This window comes from Allobosea sp. P4_C6 (assembly GCF_056402015.1).
The window spans coordinates 111,474-124,926 of sequence record NZ_JBFUIF010000005.1; the positions used below are offsets into that span (position 1 = coordinate 111,474).

Here is a 13,453-nt window from a genome sequence, read left to right on the forward strand (position 1 = left end):
GCCGATGTTCACCTCCGTCTTCGTCGACAGGCCGCGCCTGGCCATCGTCATCGCGCTCGTCACCACGATCGCCGGCCTGCTCTCGCTCTTTGCGATTCCCGTGGCGCAGTATCCGGACATCGTGCCGCCGCAGGTTTCGGTGACGACCTCCTATCCCGGCGCGTCGGCGGCTGTGATCGAGCAGACGGTGGCCCAGCCGCTCGAAGCCCAGATCGTCGGCACCGACAAGATGCTCTACATGAAGAGCGTCAGCGGCAATGACGGCAGCTATTCGCTGCTAGTCTCGTTCGAGCTGGGCACGAACCCCGACATCAACAGCGTCAACGTCAACAACCGCGTGCAGATCGCCTTGTCGAAGCTGCCGCAGGAGGTGCAGCGCAACGGCGTGACGGTGAAGAAGAAGTCCTCGGCGCTGCTCGGCGTCATCGCGGTCTATGCGCCGAAGAACACCTACGACACGCTGTTCGTCTCGAACTACGTCACCATCAACCTGCTCGACTCGATCCGTTCGACGGCGGGCGTCGGCGACGCGGCGCTGTTCGGCGCCCAGGATTATTCGATGCGGGCCTGGATCCGCACCGACAACCTGACCGGCCTCAACCTGACGACCGGCGACATCATCAGCGCCATCCAGTCCCAGAACGCGCAGGCGGCCGTCGGACGCATCGGCGCACGTCCGATATCGGATGACCAGCAGTTGCAGCTGAACATCCAGACCAAGGGCCGGCTCAGCACGCCCGAGGAGTTCGGCAAGATCGTGCTGCGCACCAATGCGGACGGCTCGATCCTGCGGCTGTCCGACGTTGCGCGCCTCGAGCTCGGCGCCGCCAATCTCGACCGCGACACAAGGCTGAACGGCGGCCCGGCCGTCCTGATCGGCGTCTACCAATCGCCCGGCGCTAATGCGATCGCCGCGCTCGACGCCGTCAAGAAGACGGTGGGCGACCTCTCGAAATCCTTCCCCGAGGGACTGGCCTGGAAGGTCACCTACGACCCGACCGCCTTCGTCACGGCGACGATCCACGAGGTGCAGAAGACGCTGCTCGAGGCCTTCGTCCTCGTCGTGCTCGTCGTCTACCTGTTCCTCGGCAACATCCGGGCGACGCTGATCCCGACCGTCGCCGTGCCGGTCAGCCTGATCGGCGCCTTCATCGTCCTCAACGCCATCGGCTATTCCGCCAATACGGTGTCGTTGCTCGCGGTGGTGCTCGCGATCGGCATCGTCGTCGACGACGCAATCGTGGTGATCGAGAACGTCGAGCGCGTGATGGAGGAACATCCGGAGCTCACCCCGGCCGAGGCGACGAAGAAAGCCATGGGCGAGATCGTGGCGCCGATCATCGCCATCACGCTGGTGCTGCTCTCGGTCTTCGTTCCCGTCGCCTTCATACCGGGCATTTCGGGCGAGCTGTTCCGGCAGTTCGCAGTCACCGTGGCGGTCGCGATGGTGCTGTCCGCCATCAACGCGCTCACCCTTTCGCCGGCGCTTTGCGCCATTCTGTTGAAGCCACAGCACGGGCCGCGGCGCGGGCCGATCGCCCGTATCATGAGCGGCATCGACTGGACGCGGGACCGCTACGGCAACGCCGTCGCGCGCCTCGTGCGGGTCGCCTTCGTCAGCCTGGCGCTCACCGCGGCATTCGGCGCCGGCATCTATGCGATGGGCCGGATCACGCCGACAGGCTTCCTGCCCGACGACGACCAGGGCGCCTTCTTCGTCGTCGCCCAGTTGCCCGACGGCGCTTCCATCGGGCGGACGTCGGTGGCCATGGCGCAGGTCGAGGGCATCCTCAAAAGCGAGAGCGCGATCGCCGACTACTCCACTGTCATCGGGCTGAACTTCCTCGACAATTACTCCCAGCCCAACGCCGCCTTCGTCATGGTCTCTCTCAAGCCGTTCGAGGAACGGACGAGCCGCGACGATTCCGCCCAGGCCGTCATCGCCCGCCTCTCGCAGAAGCTGCGAGCGGTGCGCGACGCCAATGTCGTGCCGCTCGGCCCGCCGCCGATCATCGGCCTCGGCAGCGGCGGCGGCTTCAGCTATGTGCTGATGGATATGGGAACGTCCGATCCCAAGGCGCTCGGCCGTGCGCTGCGCGGCCTCACCATCGCCGCCAATCAGGACCCGCAGCTGCGGCGGGTGTTCTCGACCTTCTCGGATTCGGCCCCGTCGATCTATCTCGACATCGACCGGGACAAGGTCCAGATCCTCGGCGTCGAGCTGACCAACGTATTCCAGGCGCTGCAGGCCTCGCTCGGCGGCTACTACGTCAACGACATGAATCTGTTCGGCCGGACCTGGCAGGTGCAGGTACAGGCCGATGGCGCCGATCGCGCCTCGCTCGACGACATCTACCGCATCAATGTCCGCAGCCGCGCCGGCGACATGATCCCGCTGCGCAGCTTCGTCGAGGCCAAGGTCGTGGTCGGGCCGCAGGCCCTGATCCGCTACAACAACCGCCTTGCCGTGACCTTGCAGGGCTCGCCCGCACCCGGTGTCTCGTCCGGCCAGGCGCTGGCCGCCATGGAAGCGGTCTCCGCCAAGACGCTGCCGCCGAACTATCGCGGTGCCTGGACCGACGTCTCGTTCCAGGAGAAGCGGGCGGAGGGGCAGACCTCGATCATCCTCGCCTTCGCGCTGCTCTTCGCCTACCTCTTCCTCGTCGCGCTCTACGAGAGCTGGACGATCCCGGTCCCGGTGCTGCTCTCGGTCGCCGTCGGCGTGCTGGGAGCCTTCGTCGCGATCGTGATCGGGAGGCTGACGCTCGATCTCTACGCCCAGATCGGCATCGTCGTGCTGATCGGCCTGGCCGCCAAGAACGGCATCCTGATCGTCGAGTTCGCCAAGGAGCTGCGCGAGAAGGGACATCCGCTGCTGCACGCGGCGACCGAGGGCGCGCGCCTGCGCTTCCGACCGGTGATGATGACCTCCTTCGCCTTCATCCTCGGCCTGCTGCCGCTCGTCATCGCCGAGGGGCCGGCGAAACTCGCCAGGCGCAATGTTGCGACACCGGTCTTCGGCGGCATGCTCGCAGCGGCCTTTATCGGCATCTTCGTGATCCCGGCGCTCTACGTGGTCTTTCAGTCGCTGCGCGAGCGCCTGCGTCCGTCGACCCGGCCGAAGGAAGAACTCGCTGTGCCCGCAGTGGAGAAGGGCACGGTTTGACGGTGTCGCCGGATGCTCCGACCTGAGCGGGATGCGTCCGGCTACTGGAAGCCCGCAGCCTGGAGCGAGAACAGCTCGGCGTAGCGCCCGCCCAGCGCCATCAAGGCGGCGTGATCGCCGCTTTCCAGGATCGCGCCGTTTTCCAGCACGAGAATGCGGTCGGCCATGCGCACGGTCGAGAAGCGGTGCGAGATCAGGAGCGCGGTCGTCGATCGGCTCAGGTTGCGGAAGCGCTCGAAAATCTCGACCTCGGCGCGGGCATCCAGCGCAGCGGTCGGTTCGTCGAGGATGAGGATGTCAGCGTCGCGGAAATAGGCACGCGCGATCGCGATCTTCTGCCACTCACCGCCCGAGAGATCGATCCCTTGCGCGAAACTGCGCCCCAGCATCTGGTCGTATCCCATCGGGAGCTTGCCCATCAGCGGGTCGGCCAGGCTCTTCCGCGCGGCCTCGACGATCCTCGGCCGATCATCGATGGCAGCGACACGGCCGATGCCGATATTCTCCGCCGCGGTGATGTTGTAGCGCGCGAAATCCTGGAAGATCGCGCCGACATGGCTGCGCAGCTCGTCAAGGTCGATCTCGCGCAGATCGATGCCATCGACGAGAATGCGGCCTCGACCGGATCGTAGAGCCGGGTCAGCAGCTTGACGATGGTGGTCTTGCCCGCGCCGTTCTCCCCGACCAGCGCGAGCGTCTCGCCGGGACTGAGCACGAAGCTGAGATGGCGCACCGCCCAGCCGTCCTTGCCGGGGTAGCGGAAGCCGACATCCTCGAAGACGATGCCCTGCCGCAGTGGTGACGGAAAGGCGCGCGGGCGCGCCGCGTTCGGCATCGACGAGCGCAGGTCCATGAAGGAGAAGTAGTCGTTGAGATACTGCGCCTGCGAGGCGATCTGCGTCAGGCCGAGGATCAGACCTTCAAACAGCCCGTTGAGGCGCAGCAGCGAGCCGGACAGGAAGATCAGATCGCCCAGGCTGATCTCGCTCCGCACGGCCCGCCAGGCCAGGACGGCATAGGCCGCGTAATAGGCCAGTGAGCCGACCGCGCCGAACAGGCTGCCCCAGACGGCGCGGCTGATCGCCAGCCTGCGCCGCGCGACGAACAGCGTCTCGGCCAGGGCCCCGAAGCGATCCGCCAGGAATCGGCCGAGGCCGAAGAGCTTGACCTCCTTGGCCAGATCCGCGACCGAGCCGACATGGCGGACATATTCCATCTGCCGGCGCTCGGGCGTAGGGGCGACGCTCCAGTCATAGGTCTTCTCGTTGAAATACGCCTCGCTGAGCAGCGTGGGCAGCAGCGCCAGCATGAGCAGGCAGACCAGCACCGGCGCGTAGAAGATCAGCCCCGCGAGAAAGGCGATCAGCGTGACGACGCTCTGTACCTGCCCCATCATCAGGCTGAGCAACCCACCCCCGCTCATCGTCTGGATGCGCGCACGCAGCAGCTTGTCCTGCGCCTGACTGGATTCGATATCCATCAGGTCGAGCCGCGCGGCGTGCTCGATCAGATCGATGCCGAGCCGGTTGGCATGCCGCTCGGAGAGCAGCCCCTCCGTCAATGTGCTCAGGCGTTGCAGGATGTTCGCGCCGACCATCAGCACGCATTCGAGCGCGAGCCACTCGGCCAGCGCCGAGAGGCGCCCACTCGCCAGCCAGTCGGCCAGAGCGGGCCCCGGCGACGGCATTCCCGCCTGCAGCACGACCTCGTCGACAATCAGCTTGCCGACGAACAGCGCGAGCGGTGGCTGCACCGCGCGCAGCAGCCGCAGCACGATCGCCGCCGACACCAGGACGGGACTTGCCGTCCAGAGGCTTCGCAGCAGGCGCGGCAGCTGCGCCAGTGTCGTGAAGCGCTGAAGCAGCGTCGTCCTGGCCGAAGCCAGAGGCGCGATGAAAACCATTCTCGATCCTGGATTGCCGAAGTCCGCGACTCCGTGCCCTCTTTTAGCCTGAGGGCACCGACCGAGCCATACTCTGCGCAGGCCGGGGATGGAGTGGAACTATGGGTTCACGGCGGCGGAAACCCGTATTAAGCTCCTATAATCGCCGCGAGAGACGGGGATCGAGCCGGTCCCGCAGGCCGTCGCCGAGCAGGTTCACCGCCAGCACCACCAGCGCCAGCGCAATCGCCGGGCAGAAGATCGTCCAGGGTGCGCGGGCGAGATAGAGGCGGCTCGACGCGATCATGTTGCCCCAGCTCGGGACTTCCGGCGGAACGCCGGCACCGAGGAATGACAGCGAGGCCTCGACCAGGATGGCGGAGGCGCAGATATAGGTGGCCTGCACGATCAGGGGCGCAATCGTGCTCGGCATGATGTGGCGGAACAGAATCCGGGGCGTGCGCGCGCCGCAGGCGATCGCGGCCTCGACGAAGGGCAGTTCCTTGACGCTGAGCACGATGGAACGCACCAGCCTGACGACGCGCGGCAGCTCCGGGATCGAGATCGCTGCGATGACGATGCCGATGCTGCCCTGGTTGAGGGAGACCATGGCGATCGCCAGCAGGATGGCGGGGATCGCCATCAGCCCGTCCATGAGCCGCATGACGATACCGTCGAACCAGCGGTAATAGCCGGCGAAGAGGCCGATCGTCAGGCCGACGAGGATCGAGATCGTCGCGACGCTGAAGCCGACGATGAGCGAGACGCGTGCGCCATAGACGGTGCGGGCGAAGACATCCTGGCCGAGATGGTCGGTGCCGAACCACAGTGCCTGCGACGGCGGCTGCAGGCGCCGGGTCGGCAGCTTCATCATCGGATCGCCGGCGATCAGCGGCGCCACGACGGCGATGCCGAGGAAGAAGATCAGGATGGCGGCACCGAGCAGCACCGTCGGGTTGCGGCGCGCGAAGCGGCCCAAGCGAGCGATCTGGTTGCCGGAGGAAGGAACGACGGGCGGAGCGGTGATCACGGTCATCGGTCGCGCTCCCTCAATGCCGGATGCGCGGATCGATAAGCGAATAGGACAGATCGACCGCCAGATTGATCAGCACGTAGACGCCGGAGAAGACGAGGATCACGCCCTGGATGATCGGATAATCGCGCTTCGAGATGGCATCGACGACCAGCCGGCCGACGCCGGGGATATTGAATACGGTCTCGGTGATCACCACGCCGCCGATCAGGAGCGCGACGCCGATGCCGATCACGGTGATGATCGGCACGCCGGCGTTCTTGAGCGCATGCTTCATCAGCATCGTGCGGGCCGGAACGCCCTTGGCGTTGGCGGTGCGGATATAGTCCTCCTCCAGAACCTCCTGTATCGAGGCGCGCGTCATGCGGGCGATCAGCGCGACATAGGCGAGGCCGAGCGTCACGGTCGGCAGAATGAGGTGGAGAAACCAGGGGCCGATCCCGTCCAGGATCGGCCGGTAGCCCTGCACGGGCAGCCAGCGCAGCTCGATGGCGAAGATGTAGATCAGCCCATAGCCGACGACGAAGGTCGGCATCGAGAAGCCGAGCACGGAAAAGCCCATCAACAGCCGGTCTATGGGGCGGCCCGCCTTCCAGGCCGCCAGCACGCCGAAGGTCACCGCGATCGTGACGGCGAAGAGCATCGTCAGCACGGCCAGCGACAGCGTCGGCTCCAGGCGCTGCAGGATCAGGGTCGAGACCGGGGTGCTGGAGAAGATCGAGACGCCGAGATCGCCCTGCACGACGCGCAGCGCCCAGCGCCCGAACTGGACGAGCAGGGGATCGTCGAGACCGAGGCGCTGGCGGATGGCGACGATCTGCTGCGGCGTGGCGTAGTCGCCGGCGATGATGGCGGCCGGGTCGCCCGCCGAAAGATGCAGCAGCAGAAAGACGAAGATGCCGACCAGCGTCATCACCAGAATGGTCGATGCCAGGCGTTGTGCGAGATAGCTCAGCATGGCTCCGGTCGTCCTCCGTCGGCTAGGTCGTTGCGCGGGCCGCAGCCGCGCGATCGCCCGCGAAAGGCGACGTTGCGGCCGGGGCCCGCCGATGGTGGGTCCCGGAGATCGGATGCAGGGCTCGGCAGGGCGCTCAGCCCTTTCTGACGTTCCAGAACGGGATCAGCTCGGGCATGCCGATCAGGCCCGTCAGGTTTCGCAGGGCCGCCGGCTGGAACCATTGGCCGAAATACGCATGCGGCACGAAATCCCAGGCGTTCTGCTGGATATCGCGGGCGATCTGCTTACGCTCGGCGTCGGTCGAGGCTCCGGCCCATTTGTCGCGCAATTGCTCGTGCAGTTCGTTGGTCGGCCAGCCGAACCAGCCCTTCTCGCCATTGGCGGCGTGGCCGCTGAGCGAGACGGGATTGCCGAAGGCGTTGACCGAGCCGGAGGTGAAGAAGACGTTCCAGCCGCCCTGGTCCGGCGCTGCCTTGACGGCGCGGCGGGTGACGACCGCGCCCCAGTCGGAGGCCTGCAGCGAGACGTTGAAGCCGGCCTGCCGCATCCATTGCGCGATCAGGTTGGCGGCGTTGTTCATATAGGCGATGTTGGTCGCCTGCAGCACCACGGCCGGGCGCCCGTCATAGCCGGATTCCTTGACGAGCTGCCTGGCCTTGTCGAGGTTCGGCGCCGTCTTGAACCAGTCGATATTAGCGTCGTTCTCCATCGGCGTTCCCATGCCGAAGAGCGAGGAACAGCCGCGGAAATACTTCTCGTCGCCGAAGGTCGCCTTCATCACCTCGGTGGGGTGGATCAGGTGCAGCATCGCCTGGCGGGCCTTGACGTTGTTGAACGGCGGATGGAGCCAGTTCACACGCGCCCAGCCGAGCTGCCCCTGCTTGTTCAGCACCTCGAGCTTGATCTCCTTCTCGCCGGCCAGCGAGTCGAGCAGGTCGACATTGGGGTATTCGATCATGTCGATCTCGCCGGCGCGGATCGCGGCGATCGCCGTCGCCTCGTCGGCGATGTTCTCGTAGACGACGCGGTCGACGTTCACCACCTTGCCGCCGGCGGTGAAGACGGCCGGCTCCGAACGCGGCACATAGTTCGGATTGCGGTCGTAGACGTAGCGCTGCCCCTGGACGACGGCGCCCTCGTTGAAGAGGAAGGGCCCGGAGCCGAGGATGGTGCTGATCTGCTGGTTGGGGTCGGTCTGCGCCTCTTTCTCGCGCATGACGTAGCAGACATTGGTGGCCGCCTTGGCCAGCCACTCGACCACGAGCCCGTAAGGCTCCTTCATCACGATCTGGAAATTCTTGTCGTCCTTCACCGGCGTGTCGGCGAGGCGAGCCATCATGTGCTGGCCGCCGCCGTCGCGGGCGCCCCAGCGCCGGATCGAGGCGACGCAATCCTTCGCCGTCACCGGCGTACCGTCGGTGAAGCGCAAACCGTCGCGCAGCTCGAAGCTATAGGTCTTGCGGTCGTCCGAGAGCGACCATTTCGAGACCATCTGGGGCTGCGGTTCGTATTTGTCGTTCACGCCGAACAGCGTGTCGTAGACCATGCCGGCGTGGTAGGAGGTCATGTTCGCGGTCGTCCAGATCGGATCGAAGACGCGAAGATCGCCATGCAGGACGGCGCGGATGGTGCGCGCCACGGGAGGCGTGGTCTGGGCGCGGATCGTGGCCGGAGCGGCGACGATCGCGCCGGTGGCCAGCCCGCCCTGTACGAAGCGACGGCGTGTCGTGTTCATGTCGTTCTCCTCCTCGTTGTGGATCGGGCCGCGGGCATTCGCCTCGTCTGGCCCTCAGCGGGTCATGGCATCAATTCTCCTGGTCCATCCGGTGCATGCGGCGTCAGACGACGAGCCGGCCCGGCGGGAGCGGATCATGCGGCCAGAGCGGCCGGTTGATCTTGCGGTAGGGGTATTTGCGCACGTCGAGATGCGAAGGGCCACCGCCGTCGGTGTAGATCACCTCGCTTGCGATGGGTCCGTAGGCGGCGTGGAAGTGATTTGTCGACTTGACGCTGACGATGCGCTTCTGCGTCGGCTCGATGCCGACGCTGGTGAAGATCTCGAGCCCCAGCGCCTGCGTGCGGTGCGAGAGGAGCGCGACATCGATGCCGTCGATGCGGATGCCGACCGCGTTGCCGATCGGCACCTTCGCGGTGCCGAAGCTCTGAGTGCCGTTGCGGATGGCGCCGAGCACCGTCACCTCCCCGTCGACCGGCGTGCCGGAGGTCGAGGCCGCCTTGCCGCCGAAGCGCAGCGGGATGGTGGCGCCCACGCCGGCGGTCAGGCAGAACTCCACCGCGACCGGATCCCAGACGGGCCCGATGGCCGCGTCGCGGATGCCGCGCTCGCGCAGGCGGTGGATGATGTTGGTGTTGTCGGAGGCCGCGCCGCCGCCGGCATTGTCGGTCGAATCCGCGATGACGCTCGGGCCATTGGCAGCGCTGCCGAGGGCACGGTCGAGCGCCTCGTCGAGCGGAACGACGGGCGGGGCGAACTGCCCCTTGAGCGAACGGAACTCCTCGCCGAGCTTCACCGCGAGCGCATCCCCTCCAGCCTTGTCGTTGTCGGTAACGACGAGGACGCGGGTGCCGATCTCGGGCACGTCTCCCTGCTGGAAGCCATGTGCCAGCGAAACCGAGAGCACGCCATCCTTACCTTCGAGCGCGCTCATCCGATCGACGAAGGAGCGTCCGGGCTCGCGCGTCGTCGGCACCAGCTCGATCATGCGGCAGTCATAGAGCGACATCACCGGCCTGATCTCGCCGCGCACGGTGCCGAGGATGATATCGACGAGTTCCTCCGCCCGCTCGACGAAGTCGATATGCGGATATTCCTTGTAGAGGATGATCGCATCGGCAAGGCGGACGCGCTTCTCCGTCAGGTGGCAGTGCGGATCGAGCTCGACGCCGATCGGCACGGAGGGGCCGACGATGGCGCGGACGTGATCGAGGATGTCGCCCTCGCAATCATCATAGCCATGCGCGACCATGGCGCCGTGCAATCCGAGCAGGACGCCGTCGACGGGCAATGCGGCCTTGAGCTGGGCAAGGATCTCGTCGCGCATCTCCTCATAGTCGGCCTTGGCGCAGGTTCCGGATGGCTCGGCCCAGAAGCAGGAGCCTTCGACGAGCTCGAAGCCGTCGCGTTCGGCCCGCTGCCGCGCGACATAAAGGGGCGCCGTGCAATGGGTGGCGCGATCGGGATGCTGGCCGGCCGGAAAATAGGCCGAGGCCTCGAAATTGGCCCGGGATGTCGGAATGGGAGAGAAGGTGTTCGTTTCGGTTGCGAGCGAGGCAGCGAACAGGCGCATAGGTCACCTTCCCGAATGTCGCGCCATGTTCGATTGGCCGGGAAGCCAGAGTCAAGCCGCAATGCAAACCATGAAGTTTTGCGCATGCAGCATGGCGGCACATAATTCGAGCACGATGGCAGCGTCCTGGATGCGATCGCTCACCAGCGCGCGGTCCACCATCGTCATGCAGTGTTCCCTGCCCGCAACGATCCGCTCACTGCCAGAACGGCCGGAGCTCGACCAGATCTTCATGCGCCCCGACGGCGGATGCGAGCAGCTTCCGCTCCTTCGCGCCGATGTCCGCCGTCGCCAGCCCCGCGGCGAACTGGACGGAGCCGCCGGCATCCGAACCCGCCACATGTTCGAGCAGCTGATGGCCGGAGGCGATGTCGTTGAGCGTGCCGAGGCTGTCCTGCAGTTTCGCAAGAGCCGATGCAAAAGCCTTCCGGCGTTTCCGCTCCTTCTTGCCCTCGTAGAGACCAGCGAAGAACTCGGCGCCATAGCGCAGCTTCTTCGCGGCGATCCGGACCTGGTGCCGCTCCTCCGGGTCCAACGCCGCGAGATGCCGGCCACGCTTCCTGACCTGCCGCCTGCGCTTGTCGAGCTGGCGCGAGGCGAACGGCAGGACGGCCTGGTCGCGCTCGGCGGCGTTCGCTTCGGACAGCCACGGGCCGGCGTTGATCCACGCGACAAGATCGATCAGGAAATGCCGCCATTCCTCCGAACGCAGCATCTCGTCCACGGCAAGGTAGACTTCGGTGCGCTGGCTTTCGAGATGCTTCTCCAGGTTGAGGAGTTCGACCTGGTCGGGATGTCGGGACCTCTCCGCCGGCAGCGTTTCCGAAAGGAAGACATCGAGATTCCGGGCTCGCCCCAAAGGCTCCGACAGGCGCTTCAATCCCGCCTTGATGTCCTTGAGCCGGTCGTCGTCCAGCACATCCTTGAACAGGGACATCGCCGAACGCAGCCTGCGCACCGCAACGCGGGCCTGATGCAGGGCGGCGGCGTCGCGCCGATCGAGCAGGATGTCCTCGTTCAGCCGGAACTGGCGCAGGCAGCCATGGGCGACGGCACGAAAGGCATCTGCTGCCGACATGTCCTCCGACAGGGCGACCGGCTCGGCCTTGCGGACCCGATCAGCTTGCCCGTCGATCAGGCCGAACCCGCGCTCCGACTTGCTCGCCACTCCGAGACGGACCGGCACGCGCGTGCCGATTTCCCGCGCAAGCGTGAAGAGGTCGCCAGCCGTTCCGGTCTTCAGCTCCAGCTCGATCTCGCTGATGGCGGCGGTCTCAGCGCCGTCCTCCCCGCGAGAGTTCGTGACGCACCCTTGGTCCAGCGCGACTTCGATCTGCGAGTTCCCATGCTCCATCAGGCAGGTGGCACGTTCGACCGAGACGGTGAACAAGGCGACGAGCTTCGCCTTCCTGCCAAGCAGCTTCGCCAGTGGCGTCTTGTCCAGGGCGTCGCGATCCGGTTCGGGGCCGCCGACCTCCGCCTCCCATTCGGGGCGCTCGATCAGGCCGTCGCCGCCGGCTTTCATGGTCTGTACGTAGCCATCCTTCGTCCGCCTCACCCGCAGGACGTAACCGCATCCCTGCAGGAGGCGCTCCGGCGTGTCGAAATAGATCGACTCCAACCGATCCTCGCTTTTCGCCTCAGCCGCGGCAAAACGCGGCCATTGCCGCAGCGTGGCCAAATCCGCCGCATCGCAAACCAGCTTGAGCTCGACTTCCGTCGGGTCGGTCATGCCTTGGACCTGGCGCTCCCGGTGAAGACAAGGACAGGGCGCTCTTGTCTCACGCCAGTATAGCATTGAAGCCGGTCGCAGCGGCTCGCCCCAGAAGCGAGTCGGCGCGGGCCTGTCCGTCACACCACCAGACCTTGCATCGGCCTGAGATCGCCGGTGTCCGGGAACACCTTCTCCGCCAGAACCGGCCCGGAGAGGCCGAACAGATCGGCCACCACGCCCTTCGCCACGGCGCGGATATCCGTCGTGGGCCTCAGATCGCGGTTCTGGTAGAGCTGCTCCGGCTTCAGGCCGGGCCAGTCGGCGATGATGCGACCGCCCTTGACCGCCCCGCCGACGAGGAACGCGACCGTACCGGTGCCGTGGTCGGTGCCGACCGTGCCGTTGACCGCGGCCGTGCGTCCGAACTCCGTCGCGACCATCACCACCGTATCCTTCCAGACCGGCGCCAGCCCCTGCTCCAACGCGGCGAAGGCACCCTCGAGCCCGCCGAGCAGCGTCGCGAGCCGGCCCTTGGCGCCGCCTTCGTTGGCGTGAGTGTCCCAGCCCTCGAAGGCCAGCGCGGCGATGCGCGGCCCGTCATCGGCGCCGACGAGCGCGGCAGCCCCCTCTGCGATGCGTCGCATGCCATCGGCCGTATCCGGGCCGCCGCCGCCCATCTTGCCGTCGATGCCGCGTTGCTGCGCCAGCCTTTGCGTCTCGATCGCCTGGCTCAGCGCCGCCGCAAGGCCGGGATCGCGCTGGCCATAGAGATCGGCGAGCCGCATCGTCAGGTCGGCGCCGGCCCGCGCCATGCGCGGCGGCGCCCAGCCGAGCACCGACGCCTCGCCGCGCACCACCAGCGGCGGCACGACGCCGACGCCGAGCAAGCCCTTGCGCGCAACGCTTTCTCCCGCCGGAAGGCCGGCGAGCAGACGGTTGAGCCAGCCCGAAGCGGTGCGTCCCGGGCCGGGCTGGCCGCTCTCCAGCACGTCCTGCCCGTCGAAATGCGAGCGTTCGCGATAGCCGGTCGCGGCGGCATGGACGATGGCAGCGTGGCCCTGCCGGTAGAGCCGCGCCAGATTCGGCATCGCCGGATGCAGATAGAAGAAGCCGTCGAGCGGCAACGCGGCGTCGGGGCCATCCTTGGCGAGCGCGATGCCCTCGCGCAGATCGGCATAGCCGGGGTCGCCGATCGGCGGCACGGCCGAAAGACCGTCGAGCGCGCCGCGCAGGACCACCAGCAGGAAGCGGGGGTCGCGCGCGCCCGCTGCGGCATAAGCGAATTTCGGCACGAAGGACCATGCAAAGAGCGCGCCCGCGGCGCCGAGGACGGCGCGCCGCGACGGCGTCATGCGTTCGCAGTCATCATCGTCGTCGTCGTGATGATCCATC

The 13,453-nt window shown here is 66.7% G+C and carries 7 protein-coding genes and 1 pseudogene; 1 reads left to right on the top strand and 7 read right to left on the bottom strand.

Annotated elements, in window-relative coordinates:
* Positions 1-4: 4 nt before the first annotated feature.
* Positions 5-3,166, top strand: a complete 3,162-nt coding sequence (locus tag AC1DVA_RS05355; RefSeq protein WP_476805236.1) for an efflux RND transporter permease subunit — start codon at positions 5-7, stop codon at positions 3,164-3,166.
* Between the two features lie 41 nt (positions 3,167-3,207).
* Here the strand turns inward: AC1DVA_RS05355 and AC1DVA_RS05360 are convergent.
* From AC1DVA_RS05360 to AC1DVA_RS05390, 7 genes and pseudogenes are all read right to left on the bottom strand, one after another.
* A pseudogene (locus AC1DVA_RS05360) lies at positions 3,208-5,069 on the bottom strand (ABC transporter ATP-binding protein).
* A 136-nt stretch (positions 5,070-5,205) separates the two neighbouring features.
* Complete coding sequence (locus AC1DVA_RS05365; RefSeq protein ID WP_476805237.1) at positions 5,206-6,084, bottom strand: ABC transporter permease; 879 nt, start codon at positions 6,082-6,084, stop codon at positions 5,206-5,208.
* Positions 6,085-6,097: 13 nt separating this feature from the next.
* A complete protein-coding gene (locus AC1DVA_RS05370; protein WP_476805238.1) occupies positions 6,098-7,039 on the bottom strand; it encodes an ABC transporter permease in 942 nt (313 codons plus the stop codon).
* 133 nt (positions 7,040-7,172) lie between these two features.
* A complete protein-coding gene (locus tag AC1DVA_RS05375) occupies positions 7,173-8,774 on the bottom strand; it encodes an ABC transporter substrate-binding protein (RefSeq protein ID WP_476805239.1) in 1,602 nt (533 codons plus the stop codon).
* Between the two features lie 103 nt (positions 8,775-8,877).
* Positions 8,878-10,347, bottom strand: coding sequence for a M81 family metallopeptidase (locus AC1DVA_RS05380; protein WP_476805240.1), 1,470 nt, complete (start codon positions 10,345-10,347; stop codon positions 8,878-8,880).
* A 196-nt stretch (positions 10,348-10,543) separates the two neighbouring features.
* Positions 10,544-12,079 carry a CYTH and CHAD domain-containing protein gene (locus tag AC1DVA_RS05385; protein WP_476805241.1) on the bottom strand — a complete coding sequence of 512 codons (1,536 nt, stop codon included), beginning with the start codon at positions 12,077-12,079 and terminating at the stop codon, positions 10,544-10,546.
* Positions 12,080-12,198: 119 nt separating this feature from the next.
* Positions 12,199-13,452, bottom strand: a complete 1,254-nt coding sequence (locus AC1DVA_RS05390; RefSeq protein WP_476805242.1) for a DUF1501 domain-containing protein — start codon at positions 13,450-13,452, stop codon at positions 12,199-12,201.
* Position 13,453 lies beyond the last annotated feature (1 nt).